The 23,275-nt window shown below is 66.2% G+C and carries 25 protein-coding genes; 10 read left to right on the top strand and 15 right to left on the bottom strand.

All coding sequences use genetic code 11. The features are described 5' to 3' along the window. Positions 1–6: 6 nt before the first annotated feature. Entirely contained in the window at positions 7–870 is an 864-nt protein-coding gene (locus tag RTU05_RS07125; RefSeq protein WP_312596935.1) for a 50S ribosomal protein L11 methyltransferase, read from the bottom strand. A gap of 184 nt (positions 871–1,054) precedes the next feature. Here RTU05_RS07125 and RTU05_RS07120 point away from each other — a divergent pair, with 184 nt between their 5' ends. From RTU05_RS07120 to RTU05_RS07100, 5 genes are all read left to right on the top strand, one after another. Then, the gene (locus RTU05_RS07120; RefSeq protein ID WP_312596932.1) at positions 1,055–1,624 is read left to right on the top strand and encodes a hypothetical protein; all 570 of its coding nucleotides are present in this window, start codon (positions 1,055–1,057) and stop codon (positions 1,622–1,624) included. A 114-nt stretch (positions 1,625–1,738) separates the two neighbouring features. Further along, on the top strand, positions 1,739–1,921 hold the full coding sequence (locus RTU05_RS07115) for a DUF3606 domain-containing protein (RefSeq protein WP_047413801.1): 183 nt from the start codon (positions 1,739–1,741) through the stop codon (positions 1,919–1,921). A 216-nt stretch (positions 1,922–2,137) separates the two neighbouring features. After that, positions 2,138–3,676, top strand: coding sequence for a DEAD/DEAH box helicase (locus RTU05_RS07110; protein WP_312596930.1), 1,539 nt, complete (start codon positions 2,138–2,140; stop codon positions 3,674–3,676). A 114-nt stretch (positions 3,677–3,790) separates the two neighbouring features. After that, positions 3,791–4,852 (top strand): GGDEF domain-containing protein, encoded by a 1,062-nt coding sequence (locus RTU05_RS07105; protein WP_312596928.1) that lies wholly within the window; start codon positions 3,791–3,793, stop codon positions 4,850–4,852. A gap of 42 nt (positions 4,853–4,894) precedes the next feature. Next, complete coding sequence (locus tag RTU05_RS07100; protein ID WP_312596926.1) at positions 4,895–5,647, top strand: 1-acyl-sn-glycerol-3-phosphate acyltransferase; 753 nt, start codon at positions 4,895–4,897, stop codon at positions 5,645–5,647. On the opposite strand, the gene RTU05_RS07095 is transcribed toward RTU05_RS07100, so the two are convergent. The 10 genes from RTU05_RS07095 to RTU05_RS07050 all read right to left on the bottom strand — a co-directional run bounded on the left by RTU05_RS07095 (position 5,640) and on the right by RTU05_RS07050 (position 13,435). Beyond that, positions 5,640–5,999: a TfoX/Sxy family protein gene (locus RTU05_RS07095; RefSeq protein ID WP_312596924.1), complete on the bottom strand. Its 360-nt coding sequence runs from the start codon at positions 5,997–5,999 to the stop codon at positions 5,640–5,642. The two genes, RTU05_RS07100 and RTU05_RS07095, sit on opposite strands and share 8 nt — an antisense overlap. Before the next feature lies 1 nt (position 6,000). Next, complete coding sequence (locus RTU05_RS07090) at positions 6,001–6,390, bottom strand: iron-sulfur cluster assembly accessory protein (RefSeq protein ID WP_312596922.1); 390 nt, start codon at positions 6,388–6,390, stop codon at positions 6,001–6,003. After that, positions 6,390–6,779 carry an SUF system Fe-S cluster assembly protein gene (locus RTU05_RS07085; RefSeq protein ID WP_312596920.1) on the bottom strand — a complete coding sequence of 130 codons (390 nt, stop codon included), beginning with the start codon at positions 6,777–6,779 and terminating at the stop codon, positions 6,390–6,392. The genes RTU05_RS07090 and RTU05_RS07085 overlap by 1 nt, the downstream gene beginning before the upstream one ends. Before the next feature lie 6 nt (positions 6,780–6,785). After that, the gene (locus RTU05_RS07080) at positions 6,786–8,039 is read right to left on the bottom strand and encodes a cysteine desulfurase (RefSeq protein WP_312596918.1); all 1,254 of its coding nucleotides are present in this window, start codon (positions 8,037–8,039) and stop codon (positions 6,786–6,788) included. Beyond that, a complete protein-coding gene (gene sufD / locus RTU05_RS07075; protein WP_312596916.1) occupies positions 8,018–9,040 on the bottom strand; it encodes a Fe-S cluster assembly protein SufD in 1,023 nt (340 codons plus the stop codon). The genes RTU05_RS07080 and sufD overlap by 22 nt, the downstream gene beginning before the upstream one ends. Further along, positions 9,037–9,786 carry a Fe-S cluster assembly ATPase SufC gene (gene sufC / locus RTU05_RS07070; protein WP_312596914.1) on the bottom strand — a complete coding sequence of 250 codons (750 nt, stop codon included), beginning with the start codon at positions 9,784–9,786 and terminating at the stop codon, positions 9,037–9,039. The genes sufD and sufC overlap by 4 nt, the downstream gene beginning before the upstream one ends. Positions 9,787–10,087: 301 nt before the next feature. Then, positions 10,088–10,357 carry a hypothetical protein gene (locus RTU05_RS07065; protein ID WP_312596912.1) on the bottom strand — a complete coding sequence of 90 codons (270 nt, stop codon included), beginning with the start codon at positions 10,355–10,357 and terminating at the stop codon, positions 10,088–10,090. Next, positions 10,354–11,820 (bottom strand): Fe-S cluster assembly protein SufB, encoded by a 1,467-nt coding sequence (gene sufB, locus RTU05_RS07060; RefSeq protein WP_312596910.1) that lies wholly within the window; start codon positions 11,818–11,820, stop codon positions 10,354–10,356. Before sufB ends, RTU05_RS07065 begins: the two co-directional genes overlap by 4 nt. Continuing rightward, complete coding sequence (locus RTU05_RS07055; protein WP_312596908.1) at positions 11,820–12,959, bottom strand: cysteine desulfurase family protein; 1,140 nt, start codon at positions 12,957–12,959, stop codon at positions 11,820–11,822. Before RTU05_RS07055 ends, sufB begins: the two co-directional genes overlap by 1 nt. Continuing rightward, positions 12,956–13,435 carry an Rrf2 family transcriptional regulator gene (locus tag RTU05_RS07050; protein WP_312596906.1) on the bottom strand — a complete coding sequence of 160 codons (480 nt, stop codon included), beginning with the start codon at positions 13,433–13,435 and terminating at the stop codon, positions 12,956–12,958. The genes RTU05_RS07055 and RTU05_RS07050 overlap by 4 nt, the downstream gene beginning before the upstream one ends. A 158-nt stretch (positions 13,436–13,593) precedes the next feature. On the opposite strand from RTU05_RS07050, the gene RTU05_RS07045 reads away from it, so the two are divergent. Genes RTU05_RS07045 through RTU05_RS07035 form a run of 3 tightly spaced genes read left to right on the top strand, consistent with a single transcriptional unit; the run spans position 13,594 to position 16,435 of the window. Next, entirely contained in the window at positions 13,594–14,244 is a 651-nt protein-coding gene (locus RTU05_RS07045; RefSeq protein WP_248116858.1) for an alpha/beta hydrolase, read from the top strand. Between the two features lie 34 nt (positions 14,245–14,278). Further along, positions 14,279–15,553 (top strand): FAD-dependent oxidoreductase, encoded by a 1,275-nt coding sequence (locus tag RTU05_RS07040; protein ID WP_312596904.1) that lies wholly within the window; start codon positions 14,279–14,281, stop codon positions 15,551–15,553. Between the two features lie 57 nt (positions 15,554–15,610). Then, positions 15,611–16,435: a transporter gene (locus RTU05_RS07035; protein ID WP_312596902.1), complete on the top strand. Its 825-nt coding sequence runs from the start codon at positions 15,611–15,613 to the stop codon at positions 16,433–16,435. A gap of 45 nt (positions 16,436–16,480) precedes the next feature. Here RTU05_RS07035 and ahpF read toward each other — a convergent pair whose 3' ends face one another. The 4 genes from ahpF to RTU05_RS07015 form a co-directional block, all read right to left on the bottom strand. Then, positions 16,481–18,067 carry an alkyl hydroperoxide reductase subunit F gene (gene ahpF / locus RTU05_RS07030; protein WP_312596900.1) on the bottom strand — a complete coding sequence of 529 codons (1,587 nt, stop codon included), beginning with the start codon at positions 18,065–18,067 and terminating at the stop codon, positions 16,481–16,483. A 179-nt stretch (positions 18,068–18,246) separates the two neighbouring features. Beyond that, entirely contained in the window at positions 18,247–18,810 is a 564-nt protein-coding gene (gene ahpC / locus RTU05_RS07025) for an alkyl hydroperoxide reductase subunit C (protein ID WP_248116866.1), read from the bottom strand. Positions 18,811–18,972: 162 nt separating this feature from the next. Further along, positions 18,973–20,175 carry a DUF1343 domain-containing protein gene (locus RTU05_RS07020; RefSeq protein WP_312596898.1) on the bottom strand — a complete coding sequence of 401 codons (1,203 nt, stop codon included), beginning with the start codon at positions 20,173–20,175 and terminating at the stop codon, positions 18,973–18,975. A gap of 183 nt (positions 20,176–20,358) precedes the next feature. After that, positions 20,359–20,862, bottom strand: a complete 504-nt coding sequence (locus tag RTU05_RS07015; protein ID WP_312596896.1) for a DOMON-like domain-containing protein — start codon at positions 20,860–20,862, stop codon at positions 20,359–20,361. Positions 20,863–21,210: 348 nt separating this feature from the next. On the opposite strand from RTU05_RS07015, the gene tyrS reads away from it, so the two are divergent. Together tyrS and RTU05_RS07005 are read left to right on the top strand one after the other, a co-directional pair. After that, positions 21,211–22,464 carry a tyrosine--tRNA ligase gene (tyrS, locus tag RTU05_RS07010; protein WP_312596895.1) on the top strand — a complete coding sequence of 418 codons (1,254 nt, stop codon included), beginning with the start codon at positions 21,211–21,213 and terminating at the stop codon, positions 22,462–22,464. Positions 22,465–22,585: 121 nt separating this feature from the next. Then, complete coding sequence (locus RTU05_RS07005; protein WP_312596893.1) at positions 22,586–23,050, top strand: peroxiredoxin; 465 nt, start codon at positions 22,586–22,588, stop codon at positions 23,048–23,050. Positions 23,051–23,275 lie beyond the last annotated feature (225 nt).

Below are 23,275 nucleotides of genomic sequence, written 5' to 3'. Positions count from 1 at the left end.
CGTTCCTCAGCCCTTTCGCAGTTGCAGGGCGCTCCAGGCGTCGTGGTGGATGGTTTGCTCGACCGTGAAGCCCAATGGCAGATAGGCCTCCAGCACCCGCTCCTCCTGCGTGCGTAGCAGGCCCGACAGGATGGCCACCCCGCCCGACTTCAGCGCCCCGCCGATCTCGGGCGCCAGATGCACCAGCGGCGCGGCCAGGATATTGGCGAACACCAGATCATAGGGCGCGTGCTGGGCGATGCGCGGATCGCTCAGGCCGTCCGCGAAATAGAAGTCGCACGCGGCGTCGTTGATCTCGGCGTTCTCATTGGCGATCCGCGCCGAGGGTTCGTCGATGTCGGTGCCGACGGCGATGGGCGATCCGGTCTTGGCCGCCGCGATGGCCAACACGCCCGTGCCGCAGCCGACATCCAGAACCTTCTCGAACGTCTCGGTCTCCAGCAGCTTGTCGAACGCTTCGAGACAACCGACCGTCGTGCCGTGGTGGCCTGTGCCGAAGGCGGCGCCGGCGTCGATCTTCAACGTCACCCGCCCTTGCGGCACCTTGCCCTGATCGTGTGCGCCATAGACGAAGAACCGCCCGGCCTCGACCGGCGGCAGGCCCGACAGGGACATGGCCAGCCAGTCGGCGTCGGCCAGCTTCTCGACCTCCACCGTCACCGCGTGATCGGCCAGGACGGCCTTCAGCCCCTCGACCTCGTCGTCGGTGGTGGGAAAGGCGTCGATGCGCCAGATCTCGCGATCCTCGTCTTCTTCCAGGATGGAATAGGTCGCGCCCTCCAGTCGGGGATCGAGGTCGATGGCGGCGGCGGCGGCCTCGGCGGCGGCGCGGGGGCCGCGGGCGATTATCTGAAGAGCGGACTCGGACATTTCTCAAACACCGGTATCATGGCGAATCATTGCGGCCCGGCGCTGTGCTGGCCCGTTTGTCGCGTTCGTCTAAACCGAGGGGTCGGGGAAATACATGGCCAAAGCACCATCCGCGTCTAAACCTGCCGCCGAAAAGCCGGCGACCGCCAAACCGACGGCCAAGAAAACCGCCGCTCAAAAAACCTTGAAGCCCGCCGAAAAGGTCAAGGCTGCGCCCAAGCCCGCCACCGCCAAGGCTCCGACCGCGAAGGCGGCGCCCGCCAAGACCGCTGCGCCAAAGACTGCAGCCCCCAAGGCGGCTGCACCGAAGGCCGCCACGCCTGCCGCGACCAAGGCGGCCGCACCCGCTAAGAAGACTGCGCCCGCCAAGGCCGCAACGCCCAAACCCGCCACCAAGGCGCCTGCGGCGAAGTCGGCCGCTGCAAAGCCGGCCGCCAAGACTGCGCCCAAGGCCGCCGCGAAACCTGCGGCGAAGACCACCGCACCCAAGGCTGCCGCTCCGAAGACCGCCTCGCCGAAGGCCGCTGTAGCGCCCAAGGCCGAAACCAAGGCTCCGGTCGCCGCCGCGCCGCCCGCTCCTGCTCCCGCGCCCGATCCGAAGCCCGTCGAAACGCCCAAGCCGACCGAAGCCGCCAAACCCGCAGAGGCGGCGAAGCCCGCTCCGGCTGCCACGCCGAAGGCGGAAGCGCCCAGGGCGGAAGAGAGCAAGGGCTTCTTCGTCAAGCTGGGCGACATGATCTTCGGCAAGCGCTGATCTCGGACATCCCGCCAACCGGATCGCCGGACGGAGCCACCGTCCGGCGATTTGCGTTAAAGCTGGAACCAGGCGCTCGTGCGCCGCACCCGGACCGAGAGAGGGAGATCACCCGTGGCGGGACTGAAGGACAAGCGCGGCTTCATCGACAAGGACCGGCTGGACCTGTCCGAACGTCAGGCCGTCGAATACTGGATGAAACGCTGGGGCGTGACGCGCGATCAGATCACAGCCGCCCACCGCAAGGTCGGCCGCATGACCAAGGACATCGCCGCCGAACTGGGCAAGAAGCGCTGATCCACGCCGCTGATCAGTCGAAAAGTCGATCGGGACCAGCCCGCTCCACCCCCAACTGGACCGCGCGCAGAAAACCATGAATACTTGACTTTGGCGCAGGGGCTTCTATATGCCGCCCAGCCTCGGGACAGGTCTGCGATACGCGCCGCCCGCTCGCCCAAAGAGGGGCGGTTCCGTCGCTGCTATGCACGCAGACGCTTTTCTTCCCTAGGATTCATGACCGAATTTTCCCAACTGGGCCTTTCGCCCACGACCCTGAAGGCCGTCGCCGAGACGGGCTACACCACCGCCACCCCCATTCAGGAACAGGCCATTCCGGTCGCCCTGGCCGGACGCGACGTTCTGGGCATCGCCCAGACCGGCACCGGCAAGACCGCCGCCTTCACCCTGCCCCTGGTCGAGCGTCTGGCGACGGGCCGCGCCCGCGCCCGGATGCCGCGCGCCATCGTCCTGGCGCCCACCCGCGAACTGGCCGATCAGGTCGCCGAAAGCTTCGCCAAATACGCCAAGGGCACCAAGCTTAGCTGGGTGCTGCTGATCGGCGGCGTCTCCATGAGCGATCAGGTCGCGGCGCTGAACAAGGGCGTGGACGTCCTGATCGCCACGCCTGGCCGCCTGCTTGACCTTTTCGAGCGCGGCAAGATGCTGCTGACCGGCGTCGAGATCATGGTCGTCGATGAAGCCGACCGGATGCTGGACATGGGCTTCATCCCCGACATCGAGCGGATCTTCAAACTGACGCCTCCGCGTCGCCAGACCCTGTTCTTCTCGGCGACCATGCCGCCCGAGATCACCCGCCTGACGACCGCCTTCCTCAAGGATCCGACCCGGATCGAGGCCTCGCGTCCGGCGATGACGGCCGACACCATCACCCAGTATCTGGTCCGCATCCCGACCAGCGACCCCAAGGCCAAGCGCACTGCCCTGCGCGTCCTGATCGAACGATCCGACGTCAAGAACGGCATCGTCTTCTGCAACCGCAAGTCCGAAGTCGATATCGTCGCCAAGTCCTTGCAGAAACACGGTTTCGATGCCGCCGCCATCCACGGCGACCTGGATCAGGCCCACCGGATGAAGACGCTGGCCGATTTCCGCGCCGGCAATCTGAAGATCCTGGTCGCCTCCGACGTCGCTGCGCGCGGCCTGGACATCCCGGACGTCAGCCACGTCTTCAACTACGACGTCTCGCACCACGCCGACGACTATGTCCACCGCATCGGCCGCACCGGCCGCGCAGGTCGTCTGGGCCAGGCCTTCATGATCGTGACCCCGTCCGACGACAAGTCGCTGGATAAGGTGCTGAAGCTGATCAAGAAGGACCCGGAAGAACTGGTCCTGGACGACATCGATTTCGCCGCTATCAAGGATGGTCCGCGTCGTGACGACAAACGCGGCGGTCGCGAACGGTCCGGCGGACGCGGACGCGGACGCGCGCGCGGCGCCGAAGCAGCTGTCGAGCCGACCGAAGTCGTCGCCGCCGAGATCCAAGACGCCGAACCCACACGCAGCCGCAGCCGTCGCAAGGCGCGCCCCGAAGCGAAGACAGAGGCGGAAGCGCCACTGGCGGCCGTCGAGGCCGCCGATCCGGTGGAACCGACCCGCGCCGCACGCGCCGACCGCGAGCCTCAGTTGCTTCAGTCCGACCGACGCGGCGACCGCAAGGCCGCCCGTGACGACAACGCGCGTCAGGGCGTCAGGGGTTTCGGCGACGATATCCCGGCCTTCCTGCGCCGCCCTGTGGTTGTTCCCGCCTGATCGGACGATAGGAAACGGCGCGCAGAAAATCCGCGCCGTTTACCCTGCATTACGGAACAGCCCTTAGTCTGCGCCTCGAAGATGTTCCCAGAACGGGAACCGGGGGAAAGACGAATGTCCAAACAGGTCGAGACGGCGCTACGGGGCCCGCAAGCTTACGCCCTGGCGCGCAACGTCATCGCCGAGATGGAAAAGGCGGGCGTCTGGCCGACGCCGCTGAACTTCGAACTCTGGCTCCATTACGTCAGCGATCCCGACGGCGCCCTGGCGCGCGAGATTCGCCTGCTTCTCGAACAATCGGTCGCCATCTCCGACAAGACCGCCGAGATGCTGGCCGCCGAATTCCTGCCGCGCGGCCGTCTGCCGGACCAGATTCGCGATGTCGGCGCCGTTCTGGATCGCGAACTGGCCAGCGTCGCCAACGCCATCGCCATGGCTCACAAGACCCAGGCCGACTATGGCGAGACCCTGGCCGACGCCTCGCACACCATGGAGAAGGCCCAGGATGCGTCGGCGTTGAAATCCCTGGTCGGCGGTCTGTCCACGGCGACCAAACGGGTGCGCCGCGAGACGGCCATCCTGGAGAAGCGGCTGGAGAAGTCGAACAAGGAAGTCATCCGCCTGCGCGAAAACCTGGAGCAGGTCCGTCGCGACGCCATGACCGACGCCCTGACCAACCTGGCCAACCGCAAGGCGTTCGACGAACGGCTGGAGGCCGCCTGCGCGCCCGACGACGGTTCGCCCCTGGGCCTGGCCATCCTCGACATCGACCATTTCAAGCGGTTCAACGACACCTGGGGCCATCAGACGGGCGATCAGGTGCTGCGCTATGTCTCCACAGTCCTGTCCAACATCTGCGGCAAGCACCGGTTCGCGGCCCGGTTCGGGGGCGAGGAATTCGCGATCATCTTCCCTGGCGAGAGCGCCGGCGTTGTGATGGCCGCCCTTGAAAGCATTCGCAGCGAGGTGGCCTCACGCGCCCTGCGCCGGCGTTCGACCAACGACGACCTGGGCTCGGTGACCATCTCGGCCGGCTTCGCCCAGCGCCGAAAGGGCGAGACGGCCGCCAGCCTGCTGGAACGCGCCGACGCCGCCCTCTACGAGTCCAAGCGCAAGGGCCGCAACTGCATCACCGCCGCCCCTGCGGCTGACCCGGCCCAGCGACAGGTCGCCTGATAACGGGCCTGACAAGGCCAGACTTTCTGCCATAGTCGCCCGATGCGCAGCTTCGCCTTCAACATCGCCTACTGGATTCTGTCGATCGGCTACGGCCTGACCGCCGCCTTCGCGGCGCTGGCGCCCGGTCGCGGGCCTGCCAGCTGGGTCATTCGCCGCTATGTGAAGCGCATGGTCCAGGCCATGACCCTGTTCGCAGGCATCCGTCTGCGGGTGCTGGGCAGGGAACGTCTGCCCGCCGGCGCCTTCATCATCGCTTCCAAGCACCAGAGTTGGGGCGACGGTTTCGCCACCTATGACCAGTTCGACGACCTGGCCTTCGTCACCGGCGACCATCTGGAGAAGTTCCCCCTGCTGGGCGGGGTGCTGAAGAAGCTGGGCGCCATCGTCGTCAACTCATGCGGCGGCCATGAAGCCCGCAAGGCCCTGGCCATGCGCGCCGCCGAAGCCCGCGCCGAGAACCGCAAGATCCTGATCTACCCCGAGGGACACCTGGCCCCGGTCGGCAAGAAGTTCAGATACCGTTCCGGCGTCTGGCACATGTATCGCGACTTCGACATGCCGGTCGTGCCCCTGGCCACCAACCTCGGCCTGTTCTGGCCCGAGGAGAAGTACGAGAAGCACGCAGGCACGGCCACGCTCGACTTCCTCGAACCGATCCCCACCGGCTTGAAGAAAGAGGAGTTCATGGCTCATCTGGAAGCCGTGATCGAGGCCCGCACCGCCGAACTGGTCGCCGAGGCCGCGGGTCAGCCCGTGTCGCCTGCCGTGCTGATCGACACGCCGGTTAAATAACGGGTCTAGGTTTCTTCCCCGAGGCCTTCTTCACCGCCACCTCCAACGAACGGCGCGCCCAGGCGACCGCCTCGTCGGGATCGTCCAACGCCGCCTCCGGCAGGCTCCAATAGCGCATGCTCATCGTCCGCCCATCCTTGGTCGGAAAGGTGAACGGTCGCGACCCGACCGCTGCGAACGCCTCACCCAGGGCGTCATCGCCCTTCAGCCAGACTACGCCGTCGTCTAGAAGGGCGAAGATCACGCCCGAGGCGTATACCCCTGCCCCGCCGAACATCCGCTTGATCTCCAGCCGCCCCAGGCCCGCGAAATGCTCGCGCACCCATTCGCCGAAGTCGGCATCGTAGGCCACGTCAGGCGCTGGCGGCCGGAACGATGGTCACGCTCTCTCCGCAGCCGCAGGCGTCGGTCTGGTTCGGATTGTTGAACACGAACTTGGAGGCCAGCCGCGTCGTCTCATAGTCGATCTCGGTGCCGATCAGGAACAGCACGGCCTTGGGCTCGATCAGGATCGTGACGCCCTTGTCCTCGACCACCTCGTCCAGCGGCTCGACCGCGTCGGCATAGGCGAAGGTGTATTCCTGCCCCGCACAGCCCCCGTTCTTGACGCCGATGCGCAGGCCGATGTGGGTGTTGTCGGCATTATCCAGGATTTCACGCACCCGCTCGGCGGCCGCGTCGGTCAGGGTGACGGCCTTGGGGCGCGGACGACGCGGGCGGGATGTGGCTTGAAGCTCGGTCATCAGAACATGTTCAGTGCTAGCTTGGCCTCGTCGCTCATCTTGGAGGCATCCCACGGCGGGTCGAACACCAGATTGGCCTTGGCGCTGCGGACCCCCTCGACCTTCTCCACCGCCGTCTCGACCCAGCCGGGCATCTCGCCGGCCACCGGACAGCCGGGCGCCGTCAGGGTCATGTCCACCACCACGTCGCGATCGTCGTTGACGTCCACGCGATAGATCAGGCCCAACTCATAGATGTCGACCGGGATTTCCGGATCATAGACGGTTTTCAGCGCCTCGATCAGGTCTTCGGTCAGCTTGTCCAGCTCACCCTGCGACAGGGCGCTCTTCTGCGGTTCGTCCCAGGCGGTCTGGAAGGCGTCGCTGTCTTGAAGGGTCTCGTCGGTCATCGGGCTTTACACAAAGAAGTTCCGCGCCTTGATCAGCGCGTCCACGAAGGCGTCCGTATCCTCCAGGGTGTTATATAGGGCGAAGGAGGCGCGGGTGCTCGACGTCACGTCCAATCTTTTCGCCAGCGGCTCGGCGCAGTGGGTTCCGGCCCGCACGGCGACGCCGTAACGGTCCATGATCTGGGCTACGTCATGGGCGTGCGCGCCTTCTACGGCGAAGGTCAGGATCGCGCCCTTGCCCTCGGCCTGCCCCAGAATCCGCAGCCAGTTTTGACCCTGAAGCCGGTCCAGCGCATGCTGATACAGGGCATGTTCATGCGCCTGCACCGCCGCCCGGTCGTATTGCGCCAACCATTCCAGGGCCACGCCCAGACCGATGGCCTCCAGGATCGGCGGCGTGCCCGCTTCGAACCGATGCGGCGACTTGGCGTATGTGATCCGGTCCTGCTCGACCCGTTCGATCATCTCTCCGCCCCCCTGATAGGGCGGCAGGGCCTCCAGCGCCTCGGCCTTGCCATACAGGGCGCCGATGCCGGTGGGGCCGAACAGCTTGTGGCCCGTGATCACATAGAAGTCGCAGCCGATGGCCTGCACGTCCGGCGTCGCATGGACCGCGCCCTGGCAGCCGTCGATCAGCACCTGCGCGCCCGCCGAATGGGCCAGACGGGTGATCTCGGCCACCGGATTGATGGTGCCCAGCACGTTCGACATATGGGTCACCGCGACCATGCGCGTCCGCGGCCCCAGCAGGTTGGCGTATGCCGCCATGTCCAGCGAACCGTCGTCCTTTATCGGCGCCCACTTAAGCACCGCGCCATAACGCTCGCGCAGGAAATGCCACGGCACGATGTTTGAGTGGTGCTCCATCTCTGTGACGATGATCTCGTCGCCCGGCTGGATCGCCATTTTTCCAGTTTTTTGGCCCAGCCCATGGGCCACCAGATTGATCGCCTCGGTCCCGCCCTTGGTCCAGACGACCTGTTCCGCGCTTTCGGCGTTCAGGAAGCGGGCGACGATCTCGCGCGCCTTTTCGAACGCCTCGGTCGCCTCGTTCGACAGGGTGTGCAGGCCGCGATGGACGTTGGCGTAGCCGCCCTCCATCGTCGCGACCAGGGCGTCGATCACCGCGCGCGGCTTCTGGGCCGAGGCGGCATTGTCCAGATAGATCAATGGCTTGCCGTTCACCTGTCGTGACAGGATCGGGAACTGCGCCCGGACGGCATAGGGATCGAAGGTGTTCACAACCGCGCCGTCAGCCATTCCCGCGCTACCTCTCTCGCGCCCTCGTGATCGATGCGGTCGATGACCTCGATCAGGAAGGCCTGTGTCAGCAGGGCGCGCGCCTCGTCGGCCGGAATGCCGCGCTGCTGCATATAGAACAGGGCGCTTTCGTCCAGCGTCCCCACGGTGTTGCCGTGCGCGCACTGCACGTCGTCGGCATAGATGATCAGTTCCGGCTTGGCGTCGATCTCGGCCCGCTCGCTGGCGATCAGGGCATGATGGCCCATCCGCGCATCGGTGCCGTCCGCCCCGCGCTCGACCACGATCTTGCCCTGGAAGACGCCGCGCGCCGTGTCGCGGGCCACGCCCTTGATCAGCTGGCTGGTCGAGCCGTCGGCGGCGAGATGGCTGACGACCGAGGTCACATCCGCATGGCGCGAACCGTTCAGCAGATACAGCCCATCGACCTGGGCATGAGCGCCTTGCGCGAAATGCTTCACGCGCGTTTCCAGCCGCTGCAGCCTGGCGCCGGTCGTGACGACCGTCTGGCGGAACACGCCGCCCGCCTCGACTCGCACATCGGCCTCGGTGATGGAGATGGCGTCCTCGGGTTCCTCGACCAGAACCACGCGCGTCACTTCCGCCCCTGCCGCCACATCCAGCTCCAGCCGGTTGTGGGCCACATAGGCCGAGCCTGCGCCCTCGTGCGTTTCCAGCAGCAGCAGCCGCGCCCCTGCCCGCGCCGACACCCGCGCGCTGGCGGTGTGGCCCGTGCCGACGGCGTCGGAGACATAGCGCAGGCGCAGCGTCTGCTCGCCCGAGGCGATGAAGTCGGTCACGCCGACGGCCCGCCCATTGGCGAAGACGATCGCCTCCCCGCCCAGGGCGTCAAACACGCCGGGTGCAGAGACTGCCGCCTCCGGCGACGGCTGCGGCGCCTCGCGCAGATAGCGTTTCAGGTCGCTGTATTTCCACGCCTCGACCCGCCGCGTCGGGAAGGTGGCGGCGTCCGTCAGGTCAATCCGGGAAACGGCTGTCATGCGGCTTGCGGCAGATACTTGTCGTACCCTTCCGCCTCCAGTTGTAGCGCCAGTTCCGGTCCGCCCGAGGCCACGATGCGGCCGCCCGCCAGCACATGCACCCGGTCCGGTTTGATGTAGTCCAACAGGCGCTGATAGTGGGTGATGACCAGCATGGCGCGGTCCGGCGAACGCAAGGCGTTCACGCCTTCCGAGACAATCCGCAGGGCGTCGATGTCCAGGCCCGAATCCGTCTCGTCGAGGATCAGCAGCGACGGCTCCAGCAGGGCCATCTGCAGGATTTCCATCCGCTTCTTCTCGCCACCCGAGAAGCCGACGTTCAGCGGCCGCTTCAGCATGTCGAAGTCCATCTTCAGCGCCTTGGACGCTTCACGGACCAGCTTCAGGAAGGCCGGCGCGGCCATCTCCTCCTCGCCCCGCGCGCGTCTCTGGGCGTTCAGGGCCGTCCGCACGAAGGTCAGGGCCGGCACGCCGGGGATTTCGATCGGATACTGGAAGGACAGGAAGACGCCCTTGGCCGCCCGATCGGCCGGGTCCAATTCCAGAAGGTCCTCGCCTGCCCATTCGACCGAGCCTTCGGTCGCCTCATAGCCGGGCCGACCCGACAGGGCGTAGCCCAGCGTCGACTTGCCCGCGCCGTTCGGCCCCATGATGGCGTGAACCTCGCCCGCCGGAACATCGAGCGTCAGGCCCTTTAGGATCGGCTTTTCACCGACGGAGATGTGGAGGTTGTTGATCGAGAGCATCAGTTGGACTCGGGAACAGGTTGAACGCCGGTCAAATCCTGACGGGCATCGTAGAATGAGATGATAAGCACTTCGTCATCGCGAACTTGGAACACGACGATCTTGCGCCATCGAATAAGGCTGGCTTCTCGCAAGCCGCGCCAGCGTGACGGCCGAAACCGAAACGGCCCTTCGCCGACCCTGAGCGACAGGACTTCGCTCTCCGCCAGGGCGCGGTCCGTGAGACGCGGATCGATCTGCTCCAGATGATCCAGCCAATCCCGCTGCGCGTCGCGCGCTTCTTTCGACCATCGAACACGCCTCACCGCTTGAAGCGGGCCTTGAGTTCGCCAAAGACCTCCTCGTGGGTGAAGGTCCGACCTGCCGCAACATCCTGCAAACCCCGCTTGATCGACGCCCGCTGGTCGTCGGAAAGCGTGGCGCTGGCGTTCTCGACATCGGTGACAAAACGCTCCGCAGCAGAGGCGATGAACTCTTCCAACGGCATGCCGATTTCGGCGGCGGCGCGTTTCAGTCGATCAGCGGCGTCGGCCTCCAGAGGGACAGAAATCGTTTCCATGATCTCGCTCACCCCACGCTCCCTTCCAGACTGATCGCCACCAGCTTCTGCGCCTCGACGGCGAACTCCATCGGCAGTTTCTGCATCACGTCCCGGACGAAGCCGTTGACCAGCAGGGCCACCGCCTCCTCCTGCGACAGGCCGCGTTGCTGGGCGTAGAACAGCTGGTCGTCGCTCAGGCGCGTCGTCGTCGCCTCGTGCTCCAGCTGGGCCGAGCCGTTGCGGGCCTCGATATAGGGGATGGTGTGCGAGCCGCACTCCTTACCGATCAGCAAGGAATCGCACTGGGTGAAGTTGCGCGCCCCCGTCGCCTTGGGGTGCACCGAGACCAGGCCGCGATAGGTCGAGTCCGACTGACCCGCCGACACCGCCTTGGCGATGATCCGCGATTTCGAATTCTTGCCCAGATGGATCATCTTGGTGCCGGTGTCGGCCTGCTGATGTCCGTTGGTGATGGCGATGGAATAGAACTCGCCCGAGCTTTCCTCGCCCTTCAGGATGCAGGACGGGTATTTCCAGGTGACGGCCGAACCCGTCTCCACCTGGGTCCACGACACCTTGGATCGGTCGCCCCGGCAGTCGGCGCGCTTGGTCACGAAGTTGTAGATGCCGCCCTTGCCCTCGGCGTCGCCCGGATACCAGTTCTGGACCGTCGAATATTTCACCTCGGCGTCGTCCAGCGCCACGATCTCGACCACCGCCGCATGCAGTTGGTTCTCGTCGCGCATCGGCGCCGTGCAGCCTTCCAGGTAGCTCACATGGCTGCCCTTGTCGGCGATGATCAGGGTCCGCTCGAACTGGCCCGTCTGGCTGGCGTTGATGCGGAAATAGGTCGACAGCTCCATCGGGCATTTCACGCCCGGCGGGATGTAGACGAACGACCCGTCCGAAAAGACCGCGCTGTTCAGAGCCGCGAAATAGTTGTCCGAGACCGGCACCACCGACCCCAGATATTGCCGCACCAGATCAGGATATTCGCGCAAGGCTTCGGAAATCGGCATGAAGATCACGCCGACCTTGGCCAGTTCCTCCTTGAAGGTGGTAACCACGGACACGCTGTCGAATACGGCGTCCACCGCGACCTTGGGGGCGCCCTGCACGCCCGCCAGCACTTCCTGCTCCTTCAGCGGAATGCCCAGCTTCTTGTAGACTTCCAGGATTTCGGGATCGACCTCGTCCAGCGACTTTGGCCCGTCCTTCTTCTTGGGCGCCGCATAGTAGAACAGGTCCTGATAATCGACGGGCTCGTAACGGACCGCCGCCCAGGTCGGCTCTTCCATCGCCAGCCAGCGCTCATAGGCGGCCAGACGCCATTCCAGCATCCATTCCGGCTCGCCCTTCTTCTCGGAGATGAAGCGCACGATGTCGGCGTTCAGGCCACGCGGCGCAAACTCCTGCTCGATGTCCGAGGTGAAGCCGTGCGCATACTTTTCCAGCGCGGCGACGGCGTCGATGGTTTCCTTGACGGCGGCCATCAGGCGACCTCTCTCACACGCTCGGCGGCGCGCGTCTTGTGCTTGGTGTAGGCGGCGACCCAGGCGTCGGCGAACCTTGCCCAGTCGTTCTCGGTCGTGCCCCAGCCGCCGGAGACGCGCACGCCCCCGGTCGCCAGCGCATTCAGGCCCATGGCGCTGATGGTCTTGGACGGCTTGACCTTGCCCGACGAACAGGCCGAGCCCGCCGACACCATGACGCCGGTCAGGTCCAGGGTGATCAACTGTTGCGGGCTGTCCCAGCCTTCGACGGCCATGAACAGGGTGTTGGGCAGACGCGGAACCGCGCCGCCGATGATGACGGCGCCCGCCGCCACGACCTTGGCCTCGGCCGCGTCGCGCCAGACGACGTGCGATTCCATCACCTGCAGATCCCGCGCGGCGCAGTCGGCGGCGACGCCGAACCCGGCGATGCCCGGCGCGTTCTCGGTCCCGGCGCGAAGGCCGCGCTCCTGTCCCGCCCCATGCAGAATGCGGATGCCTGGCACGCCTTCCTTCAGGATCAGCGCGCCCACGCCCTGCGGCCCGCCCAGCTTGTGCGCCGAAAGCGTCAGACTGTCGGCGTCCAGCACCCGGATATCGACGGCGATCTTGCCCGCCGACTGGATCGCATCGACGTGCAGCCAGCCGCCCGCCGCCCGCACCAAGGCGGCTGCCTGCGCGATCGGCTGGATCACGCCGCTTTCATTGTTCGCATGATGGATGGCGACCACGGCCCGGCCCGAACGGCTCAGCGCCTGCGCCAACCAATCCAGATCGACCACGCCGTTCGCATCGACCGGCAGAACCTCGACCGGAACACCCGCATTCGCCGCCGTCTCGGCCACGCACGGATGCTCCGTCGCCGACACGATCAACCGCTCGCAGCCCGCCGCCAGCGCGCTGGCGATGCCTTGGGCGTTGGCCTCGGTGCCGCCGCTGTTGAACACCACCGCCGTCGGGTCCGCCCCGACCAGTTCGCCGACCTGCGCCCGCGCCGTCTCGACCCGCGCCCGGGCACGCCTGCCCGCCGCATGGACCGCCGACGGATTGCCGTTGTCGGCCAGGGCCCTGGCCATTACCTCCAGCACCTCCGGCCGCACCAGGCCCGAGGCGTTGTAATCCAGATAGACGCCGGTCATGCCGCGACCCCCACGGCCGAGGTCTCGACATTGCGACGACGCTGGCTGGTGCGGTTCATCACCACATCCTCCAGCGACACCCCGGCCAGATAGCGATGGATTTCGTCGCCCAGGTCTTCCCAAAGATTGTGGGTGATGCACCGTTCGCCGGCCAGCATGCAGCCCTTGGGCGAGCCATGCGCCACACAGCGCGTCGCCCGGATCGGCTCGTCCACCGCCAGCACGATTTCCGCCACCACCGTCTCGTGCGCCGCCTTGGCCAGACGGTATCCGCCGCCCGGTCCGCGCACGCTCTTGACCAGTTCGCTCTTTCTCAGACGAGCAAAAAGCTGCTCCAGATAGCTCAGCGAAATCTCCTGGCGCGCGGCGATCTCGGCCAGCGAAACTGCCCGGATTTCGCCGCCCTCGCCGCGTCCGTTCTTGGCCAGATCGGCCATCGCCATCACGGCGTATCGTCCCTTGGTCGACAGACGCATTTCGCACCTTCAAAAATTGCGCGCTTTTCGGGGCTCCTGTGCTAGAACCCGCGCCTTCGCAAAGGCGGCGCGCTTGCGGAGGGACTTATAAAGTCCCACCTCCGCGGTCAAGTATTACGCACTCGCGAAATGACAGTTGAACGGATTCCAGAGCCCCTATGCCTGAAGTCATCCTGCCCGGCGCCTCCGGTCGCATCGAAGGTCGTTATTCTCCGGGCAAGCGCCCGAACGCCCCCATCGCCCTGATTCTGCACCCGCACCCAAAGGCGGGCGGGCATATGAACAACCCGGTCGCGGTCACACTGCACCAGCTGTTCCAGCAGCGCGGTTTCGCCACCCTGCGCTACAACTCGCGCGGCGTGGGCAAGTCGCAGGGCGAGTTCGACAGCGGCATCGGTGAACTGGCGGACGCCGCCACGGCGCTGGACTGGCTTCAGTCGAACAACCCCGGCGCCAGCCAGACCTGGGTCGCCGGCTATCAGTTCGGCGCCTATATCGGCATGCAACTGCTGATGCGTCGCCCTGAGACGGACGGCTTCATCTCGGTGTCGCCGCCGTCGAACATGTACGATTTCAGCTTCCTGGCCCCCTGCCCGGCCTCGGGCCTGTTCCTGCACGGCACGGCCGACACCATCGTTCCTCCGGTCGAGGTCGAGCGTGTGGTCAACAAGCTGCGCACCCAGAAGGGCATCGTCATCGACTACGAACTGGAAGAAGGCGCCAGCCACTTCTGGCAGGACCACATGAGCGCCGTCGAAACCCGCGTCGGCGCCTATCTGGACAAGCGGCTGGAAGAAAAGCCCGCCTGACCCTAGATATGGGGTCGCCTTCAGGAGACCCCGTATGCGGCACGACATCGTCATCATCGGCGGCGGCGCGGGCGGGCTGGAGCTTGCCGCGCGCCTGGGTCGCCGGTTCGGGCCGCGCGAAGGGCGGCGGCGGGTCCTTTTGATCGACCGATCCATCTTCCACCTGTGGAAGCCCAGCCTGCACGAGGTCGCGGCCGGATCGCTGGATTCGCACCAGGAGGGTCTGTCCTATCCAGTCCTGGCGCGCCGCAACCATTTCAGCTTCGCTTTCGGCAACCTGACGGGGCTGGACCCCGCCGCCAGGACCCTGACCCTGGCTGAGATCCGCGACGACGACGGCGAGGTGCTGGTCGCGCCCCGCACCCTCGGCTTCGACACCCTGGTTCTGGCCATCGGCAGCGGCTCCAACCTGTTCGGCACGCCCGGCGCCGCCGAACACGCCCATCTGCTGGAGAATGTGGCGGACGCCGAGGCGTTCAACCGACGCCTGACCTCGGCCTTCCTGGCGGCGGCCTATTCGGACGAGCGGACGCTGAACATCGCCATCGTCGGAGCCGGCGCGACGGGGGTGGAGCTGTCCACCGAACTGATCGAGGGGCATGACGAACTGTCCGCCGGCCTGACGTCGGACCAGAAGTTCGATCTGGCCGTCACCCTCGTCGAGGCCGCTCCCCGTATCCTCGGCGGCCTGCCCGAGCGTGTCTCGGCCAAGGCGGCCCATGCGCTTCAAGCCAAGGGCGTGCGCTTGCTGACCGACGCCAGGGTCAACGGCGTTCATGCCGACCGCCTGGACACCTCCAAGGGCGATGTCCCCGCCGACCTGATCGTCTGGGCCGCCGGGGTCAAGGCGGCCGACGCCAACCCGGACCTGGGACTGGCGACGGGGCGGCTGAACCAGTTCGTCGTGGACGACCATCTGCGCACCTCGGCGCCGGGCGTATACGCCATGGGCGACTGCGCCGAGGCGCCCGGCCCCGACGGCCGCCCCGTGCCCGCCCGGGCCCAGGCGGCGGCCCAACAGGCCGCGTATCTGGCCAAGACCCTTTCTCAGCCCGGCCGCGATCCCGGTCCCTACGTCTATCGCGACAAGGGTTCGTTGGTGTCGCTGGGCGGAGACAGGGGCGTCGGCGCCTTGATGGGCGGCCTGGGCGGTCCGAACTTCCTGATCGAGGGGCTGGTGGCCAAATGGGCCTATATGGCGCTGCACCTGGATCATCACCGCGCCATTCTGGGGGTGCGCCGCACGATCTTGCTGGCCCTGTCGCGCCTGCTTCATCGCCGCGTTTCCGGGCGGCTGAAACTGCACTGATACGGGCGGTTAAGGCTTGATCGTCATGATCGCGCCGAACCTGTCGCGAGCCGTCCCATGCGTCTGATCCCGCCCACCCTCCTCGTCGGCGCCCTTCTGCTATCGTCGCCCGTGGTGGCGCAGGATGGGGCGCAGGATCGGGTGCAGCGCGAATTCTGCGCCGACCGTCCGGGCCAGGGCACGCCCGCCTGCGTTCTGGACCAGGGTCGCTGGCAGGTCGAACTGGGCCTGTTCGACGCCAGCCGCCAGAGCGACGACAATGCCAGCACCCGCGCCTGGGACGCGGGCGACCTGCTGGTCCGTTACGGCCTGACCGGCCTGACCGAACTGCAGATGGGCCTGACCAGTTGGAATCATCAGACCGTCACCGACCGCGCCAGCGGCGCGCGCGAGGTGTCGAAAGGCGTCGGCGATCTGACGCTGGCGCTGCGTCATTCTCTGGCCAATCCCGACGGTTCGGGCCTGTCCGTGGCGGTTCAGGGGTTCGTCACCGCCCCGACCGGCGCCCGCGACATCCGCGCCGACGGGTTCGAAGGCGGCGTGATCCTGCCCGTCTCCCTGCCGCTCGACGCCGACTGGAGCCTCAGCCTGTCGCCCCAGGTCGGCTGGGTGTCCGATGCGGACGGCGAGGGTCGCCATGCGGCCTATACGATGGTCGCCGGTCTGGGTCGCGACATCGGCCAGTGGAACCTGGGTGCCGAACTCTGGATCAGCCGCGACGACGATCCCGCGCAGCCGACAACCCAGTCCACCTTCGACCTGACCGCCGCCTGGTCGCCTCCCGCCCTGCCCGACGCCCAGTTGGACTTCGGCGTCAACCTGGGCCTGAACCACGATAGCCCGGATGTCGCATTAGGCATCGGCGTCGCCAAGCGGTTTTGAGACGAGTGCGGACAATGCGAAACGCCCTCGCACAGCTCCAATAGCTTACGCCGCCTCGACGACCTCTTCGGCCGGCACGGTGCGGATCATATAGTCGAAGGCCGACAGCCCCGCCTTGGAGCCTTCGCCCATGGCGATGACGATCTGCTTATAGGGCACGGTCGTCACGTCCCCGGCCGCGAACACGCCCGGCTGGCTGGTTTCGCCGCGATGATCCACCTCGATCTCCCCGCGCGTCGTCAGGGCGACCGCGCCGTGCAGCCATTCGGTGTTCGGAACCAGACCGATCTGCACGAAGACGCCCTCCAGATCGACGTCGTGATGGGCGTCGGCGTTGCGGTCCTTATAGGACAGGCCCGTCACCTTCTCGCCGTCGCCATGCACTTCGGTCGTCAATGCAGATGTCACGATCCGCACGTTGGGGAGGGTCGCCAGCTTCCGCTGAAGCACCGCATCGGCGCGCAGTTCGCTGTCGTATTCTATCAGTGTCACATGAGCGACGATGCCCGCCAGATCAATGGCCGCCTCGACGCCGGAGTTGCCGCCGCCGATCACCGCCACGCGCTTGCCCTTGAACAGCGGCCCGTCGCAGTGCGGGCAATAGGCCACGCCCTTGTTCTTGTACTGGTCCTCGCCCGGCACGTTCATCTGACGCCAGCGCGCGCCGGTCGACAGGATCACCGTGCGCGACTTCAGCGACGCGCCGTTCTCCAGAACCACCTCATGCAGACCGCCCCGAATCTTGGCCGGAACCAGCTTGGCCGCCTTCTGCAGGTTCATGATGTCCACCTCGTATTCGCGGACGTGCTGCTCCAGATAGGCGGCCAGTTTCGGCCCCTCGGTGTGGGGCACCGAGATGAAGTTCTCGATGGCCATGGTGTCCAGCACCTGACCGCCGAACCGCTCGGCCGCGATGCCGGTGCGGATGCCCTTGCGCGCCGTATAGATGGCCGCCGCCGCGCCGGCCGGACCGCCGCCGATGACCAGAACGTCGAACGGGTCCTTGGCCTTGATCTTTTCGGCGGCCTTCGCCTCGGCGCCGGTGTCGATCTTGGCGACGATCTGCTCCAGCTCCATCCGGCCCTGACCGAACAGTTCGCCGTTCAGGAAGACGGTCGGCACGGCCATGACCTTGCGCGCCTCCACCTCGTCCTTGAACAGGCCGCCCTCGATGGCGACGTGTTTGATGCGCGGGTTGATGACGCTCATCAGGTTCAGCGCCTGCACCACGTCGGGGCAGTTCTGGCACGACAGCGAGAAATAGGTCTCGAACAGATAGTCGCCGTCCAGGTCCCTGACCTGCTGGATCACCTCCTGCGCCGCCTTGGACGGATGGCCGCCGACGTGCAGCAGGGCCAGCACCAGAGAGGTGAACTCGTGGCCCAGCGGAATGCCCGCGAACCGCACGCCGATGTCGGTGCCCTTGCGGCGGATCAGGAAGCTGGGCTGGCGTTCGTCGTCATAGTCGCGGCCCATCTCGACCTTGCCGTGCGAGACTGAGACGATGTCCTCCAGCAGGGCCTTCAGCTCCTGCGACTTCGGGCCGGCGCCCAGCGAGGCGACCAGTTCGACCGGATGGACGATGTTCTTGAGGTAGCCCTCGAGCTGGGATTTCAGATTGGCGTCGAGCATGGGGGTCCTCGTGAATTCTGGGATTGGGCGTCGCCCTCAAGCCGCCTCGGCGAGGGCTGGACGCAAAAAGGCCGCGGGGTTGAAACGCTACGCACCCCACGGCCTCTGCGGGCGCCGGATCGGGTCCGGCGCCGATGACCGGCGGCGTTTGAACCGCGCCGCCGATCAAACCTGGGGTCTTAGATCTTGCCGACGAGGTCGAGCGACGGGGCCAGGGTGGCCTCGCCTTCTTCCCACTTGGCCGGGCAGACTTCGCCGGGGTGCGAACGCACGTACTGGGCGGCCTTGACCTTGCGCAGCAGTTCGGCGGCGTTGCGGCCGATGCCTTCCGAGGTCGTCTCGGTGAACTGGATCACGCCGTCCGGATCGACCAGGAAGGTGGCGCGGTCGGCCAGGCCCACGCCCGGACGCATGGCGTCGAAGTTGTTGGTCACCACGCCCGAGGGGTCGCCCAGCATGGTGTAGGTGATCTTGCCGATGGCCGGCGACGAATCATGCCAGGCCTTGTGCGAGAAGTGGGTGTCGGTCGACACCGAATAGATTTCGACGCCCAGCTTCTGGAACTCGGCGTAATGGTCCGCCAGGTCTTCCAGTTCGGTCGGGCAGACGAAGGTGAAGTCGGCCGGATAGAAGAAGAAGATCGCCCACTTGCCCGCGACGTCGGCGTCCGTGACCGTCAGGAACTTGCCGTCCTTATAGGCTTCGGCCGTGAACGGTTTGAGGGTCGTGTTGATGAGGGCCATGCGGAAAATCCAATGCAAGTGGTTGGGAGGCCCCTTCCTACCGCACCGCACCAAATAAGCCCAATCACTTATTTGCAGATGCGTAATAGATTTTAGTTATAGCTAACAATGCATCCTCACCCGTCATCCGTGGGTTAAGCCCTATGATGACGAAGACCAGCGTCAATACTGAAGGAACGGCCTGCGTGTCTCTTCCCACGACGTTTCATCCGGCAGGGTCGCGGCATCCAGATCGGCCGGCCTCGCGCCCGCGTCGTCCACCCATTCCCGCAAGCCCGGCCCGCCGTTGATGACGTCGATGGGCAGCTTGCCGAACGCATATTCATACGGAAAATCGCGCCAAAGATCATAGTCGGGGTACAGCCGCCGGATCGCCTTGAAGCCCAGCGCCTGAACCCGCCACGGTCTGAACGACGCATGGTCGTAGGCCGGATCGTCGACGTGGATCTGAACGCCGCTGCACAGCGTCCCGACATGCTTATGGAAGGTCGGCTCGAACCACATGGGCCGCAGCACGCAGCCCGCCAGCCAATCCGGCGCCAGCGACCGCATCTCGGCGATCACCGCCCGCGCGTCGATGTCCGGCGCCCCGAACAGCTCCAGCGGCCGCGTCGTGCCGCGCCCTTCGGACAGGGTCGCCCCCTCCAGCATCACCGTCCCGGCATACACCCGCGCCATCGACAGATTCGGGGCATTGGGGCTGGGGTTGACCCAAGACCGTTCGCCCAGCGGCCAGCCGAAGCCCGGCCCCTGGTCGGGCGCCCAGCCCTGCATCGCGATCACGCGGTAATGGACGTCCAGTTTGAAGTGATCGACGAACCACAGACCCAGTTCGCCCATGGTCATGCCATGCCGCATCGGCATCGGCCCGGCGCCCACGAAGCTTTCGTATCCGGGCTTCAGCGTCAGCCCCTCGACCGGCCGCCCCGCCGGATTGGGCCGATCCAGCACCCACACCGTCTTGCCGTGTTTCGCCGCCGCCTCCAGCACATAGAGCAACGTCGTGACATAGGTGTAGATGCGACACCCCAGGTCCTGCAGATCGATCAGGATGACGTCGAACGTCTCCATCCACTCGTCCTTGGGCCGGCGCACCTCGCCATACAGGCTGAACACGGGAATGCCGTGGACCGGATCACGATAATCCGGGCTTTCCATCATATTGTCCTGCAGGTCGCCCTTCATCCCGTGCTGGGGCCCGAAGGCGGCGCTCAGCGTGATCTCGGGACAGGGGGCCAGCGCATCCACCGCATGGGTCAGGTCCTTCGTCACCGACGCCGGATGCGCCAGGAGCGCCACGCGCCGCCCCTTCAGGGGCTGGCGCAATTCCGGTTCGCACAGCAGGCGGTCGAGGCCGAAATTCATAAGGGGCTCCTGAGACTCATTGCGACAGCCATGCCCGAGGCCACGACCCGCCACAACTCCCGCCCCCGCTTGCTCCGTCATCCTTAGGCCTTGTGCCTAGGATCGAGAATCCCGGTTTATGGGGCGTGGGCCACCTGCTGACACCGAGCGTATGGATCCTAGGCAAGACCTTAGGATGACGATCTAAAGCATGAGCGCGAACGAGTTGGGATGATGAAAGTCCGGCTTATCCGAAGGATGCGCCAGCGCCCAATAGCCCATCGCACCGTCCAACCCCTGGATAACCGCCGTCAGCCCCACGGCTCCGCCCGCGTCGTCAGGCAGAGTGACATCCGCCGTCAGCACGAACCGCCCCGGCGCCGTCCGCGTCACGATGAAGGGCGCCGGCGTGTCCAGTTCCCGCATCCCCTCGCGATAGCCGTCGAACCGATAGGCCGCCCACGCCCCCGACGGCGACAGATTGTATTCGACATAGCCATCCGCCGTCCGCACGAAGGCTTCGAAACAGGTCGCGCGCCACAGATCGTCGGTCCGCACCCGCGCCGCTGATTCCGGCCAAAGCACCGTCTCCACCGGCCCGGCCAGCACATACTCCAGGCTCAGCACCCACCCCGCCCGCCGCGCCTCGACCTCCAGCGTCAGCCCGCCATGCGGCGAAGTCGGGTGCGGGATCAGGGGCAGGCGCATACCTCTTCGTATCCCAAGCGCGGCGCCGGTCAACGTCGTCTCCATCGCATAAGTCGGCCACAATCCCTTTGCCGACAAGGCTTTGCGGGAGGACTCGCCCCTTTTGGCGCCCGCTCCTCAGGCCCGATCTATAATGCCGGCCCCATCTCTTTGGAGCGCGCCAATTGCACCTTTTTGCACATTGCACTGTTTTCGCGGGTGCAGTGCAATTTCGCCCCGCCCGTCTTTGAGACTATTCAGACCATTCAGACGGCGTTTTCTCGTCCGATCGTCTGACCCCCTCACCTCTCCTAAACCCGCCAGCAAAGGGCAGACGCCCGTCGGCATCTTTGCTAACGGAGCTTCGCCATGACCGAACACGCTTACAAATCCGACTTCCTCCGCACCATGCAGACGCGCGGCTATATCCATCAGATCACCCACCCGGCCGAACTGGATCAGGCGGCGACCCAGGGCGTGGTGACCGGCTATATCGGCTTCGACGCCACGGCGGCGTCGCTGCACGTCGGGCACCTGATTCAGATCATGCTGCTGCGCCGTCTTCAGCAGGCGGGGCACAAGCCGATCGTCCTGATGGGCGGCGGAACGACCAAGGTGGGCGACCCCAGCTTCAAGGACACCCAGCGCCCCCTGCTGACCGAGGAGCGGATCGCCGAGAACATCGCCGGCATCAAGGGCGTGTTCGAGAAGTTCCTGACCTTCGGCGACGGCCCGTCCGACGCCATCATGGTCGATAATGACGAATGGCTGTCCAAGCTGGGCTACCTGGAGTTCCTGCGCGACTACGGCACACACTTCACGGTCAACCGGATGCTCAGCTTCGATTCGGTCAAGCTGCGCCTGGAGCGCGAACAGCCGCTGACCTTCCTCGAATTCAACTACATGCTGATGCAGGCCACCGACTTCCTGGAGCTGAACCGCCGCTATGGCTGCATGCTTCAGATGGGCGGTTCGGACCAGTGGGGCAACATCATCAACGGCGTCGAACTGACCCGCAAGGTGGACCAGAAGGCTGCCTTCGGCCTGACCACGCCGCTCTTGTCCACCGCCTCGGGCCAAAAGATGGGAAAGACCGTCGGCGGCGCCGTCTGGCTGAACGCCGACGCCCTGTCGCCCTATGACTACTGGCAATACTGGCGCAACACTGAGGACGGCGACGTGGGCCGCTTCATGCGCCTGTTCACCGACCTGTCAGACGCCGAGATCGCGGGTTACGAGGCGCTGGAAGGCGCCGCCATCAACGACGCCAAGAAGGCGCTAGCCGACGCCTGCACCACCATGCTGCACGGCGCCGAGGCCGCCGCCACCGCCCGCGCCGCCGCCGAAACCGCCTTCGAAAAGGGTCAGGTCTCGGCCGACCTGCCCACCGTCGAACTGTCTGCCTCCGAGGTTTACGGCGCCATGATCGCCGCCGTCGTCACCAAGGCCGGCCTGACCGCCTCCAACGGCGAGGCTCGCCGCCTGGCCCAGGGCGGCGGCCTTCGCCTGAACGACGCCGCCGCGTCCGACGGCGCCCAACTGCTGACCGAGGCCGACCTCAAGGACGGCGTCATCAAGCTGGCGGCCGGCAAGAAGAAGATCGTTTTGGTTCGCCTCACATGACCCGTCACCCTCGGGCTCTACCCGAGGGCCGGACTATCCGTCGCTTGCGCGGACGGGCGGCGCACCACATGACCGACATCCGATCCTCGGGTCGAGCCCGAGGATGACGGCAGGAGAAACCATGTCCGCAACCGAAGGCCACCCCGCCCCCGCCCTGGACCTGCCCGCCGACAACGGCGGCCACGTCTCCCTCGCTGCCCTCAAGGGCAAGCCCGCCGTCGTCTATTTCTATCCCAAGGACGACACGACCGGCTGCACGCGCGAGGCGCAGGACTTCACCGCCCTGGCCGCCGAGTTCGCCGCCATGGGCGCCACCGTCATCGGCGTGTCCAGGGACACAGTGAAGAAGCACGACCGCTTCAAGGCCAAATACGACCTGGCCGTCGTCCTGGCCTCCGACGAGGACGGCGCCGCCTGCGAGGCCTGGGGCGTGTGGGTGCCGAAGAAGCTGTACGGTCGCGAGTATATGGGCATCGAGCGCGCGACCTTCGTGGTCGATGCGGATGGCCGGGTGGCCCGCGTCTGGCGCAACGTCAAGGTCGCCGGCCACGCCGCCGAAGTGCTGGAGGCCGTAAAGGCTCTGTGATCGGCGAGCGCCGTTCGGAAGCGGCGCTTGACCTGGGCCGCCCGCCCACGGCCTAGTGGGGCCCGAGGGCTATAGGGGCTTGGCCGGCCTTGGCTGGCAGATGCGGAGCGCACCATGTTCACCAAGAGCAAATCCTACGACAACGGATCACAGGGGCTGGGCATCCCCCCGGCGCCCGAGCCTGCCCCGGCGCCTGCGCCCGCCCAGACGCCCCTGCCGACGGCG

The organism is Brevundimonas sp., from assembly GCF_032017145.1.
GTDB lineage: Bacteria > Pseudomonadota > Alphaproteobacteria > Caulobacterales > Caulobacteraceae > Brevundimonas.
Note: the sequence above shows the minus strand (reverse complement) of the source record. Positions and strands in the feature narration are given on the sequence as shown.

Bases quoted from the DNA above. Each gene is read 5' to 3' on its own strand.
- RTU05_RS07040 (WP_312596904.1), top strand. From the start codon at position 14,279: ATGCGGCACGACATCGTCATCATCGGCGGCGGCGCGGGCGGGCTGGAG.
- tyrS (WP_312596895.1), top strand. From the start codon at position 21,211: ATGACCGAACACGCTTACAAATCCGACTTCCTCCGCACCATGCAGACG.
- sufD (WP_312596916.1), bottom strand. From the start codon at position 9,040: ATGACAGCCGTTTCCCGGATTGACCTGACGGACGCCGCCACCTTCCCG.
- RTU05_RS07035 (WP_312596902.1), top strand. From the start codon at position 15,611: ATGCGTCTGATCCCGCCCACCCTCCTCGTCGGCGCCCTTCTGCTATCG.
- RTU05_RS07055 (WP_312596908.1), bottom strand. From the start codon at position 12,959: ATGACCGGCGTCTATCTGGATTACAACGCCTCGGGCCTGGTGCGGCCG.
- RTU05_RS07105 (WP_312596928.1), top strand. From the start codon at position 3,791: ATGTCCAAACAGGTCGAGACGGCGCTACGGGGCCCGCAAGCTTACGCC.
- RTU05_RS07085 (WP_312596920.1), bottom strand. From the start codon at position 6,779: ATGACCGACGAGACCCTTCAAGACAGCGACGCCTTCCAGACCGCCTGG.
- RTU05_RS07015 (WP_312596896.1), bottom strand. From the start codon at position 20,862: ATGCGCCTGCCCCTGATCCCGCACCCGACTTCGCCGCATGGCGGGCTG.
- sufB (WP_312596910.1), bottom strand. From the start codon at position 11,820: ATGGCCGCCGTCAAGGAAACCATCGACGCCGTCGCCGCGCTGGAAAAG.
- RTU05_RS07110 (WP_312596930.1), top strand. From the start codon at position 2,138: ATGACCGAATTTTCCCAACTGGGCCTTTCGCCCACGACCCTGAAGGCC.
- RTU05_RS07125 (WP_312596935.1), bottom strand. From the start codon at position 870: ATGTCCGAGTCCGCTCTTCAGATAATCGCCCGCGGCCCCCGCGCCGCC.
- RTU05_RS07100 (WP_312596926.1), top strand. From the start codon at position 4,895: ATGCGCAGCTTCGCCTTCAACATCGCCTACTGGATTCTGTCGATCGGC.
- RTU05_RS07080 (WP_312596918.1), bottom strand. From the start codon at position 8,039: ATGGCTGACGGCGCGGTTGTGAACACCTTCGATCCCTATGCCGTCCGG.
- RTU05_RS07090 (WP_312596922.1), bottom strand. From the start codon at position 6,390: ATGACCGAGCTTCAAGCCACATCCCGCCCGCGTCGTCCGCGCCCCAAG.
- ahpF (WP_312596900.1), bottom strand. From the start codon at position 18,067: ATGCTCGACGCCAATCTGAAATCCCAGCTCGAGGGCTACCTCAAGAAC.
- RTU05_RS07005 (WP_312596893.1), top strand. From the start codon at position 22,586: ATGTCCGCAACCGAAGGCCACCCCGCCCCCGCCCTGGACCTGCCCGCC.
- RTU05_RS07045 (WP_248116858.1), top strand. From the start codon at position 13,594: ATGCCTGAAGTCATCCTGCCCGGCGCCTCCGGTCGCATCGAAGGTCGT.
- ahpC (WP_248116866.1), bottom strand. From the start codon at position 18,810: ATGGCCCTCATCAACACGACCCTCAAACCGTTCACGGCCGAAGCCTAT.
- sufC (WP_312596914.1), bottom strand. From the start codon at position 9,786: ATGCTCTCGATCAACAACCTCCACATCTCCGTCGGTGAAAAGCCGATC.
- RTU05_RS07050 (WP_312596906.1), bottom strand. From the start codon at position 13,435: ATGCGTCTGTCGACCAAGGGACGATACGCCGTGATGGCGATGGCCGAT.
- RTU05_RS07020 (WP_312596898.1), bottom strand. From the start codon at position 20,175: ATGAATTTCGGCCTCGACCGCCTGCTGTGCGAACCGGAATTGCGCCAG.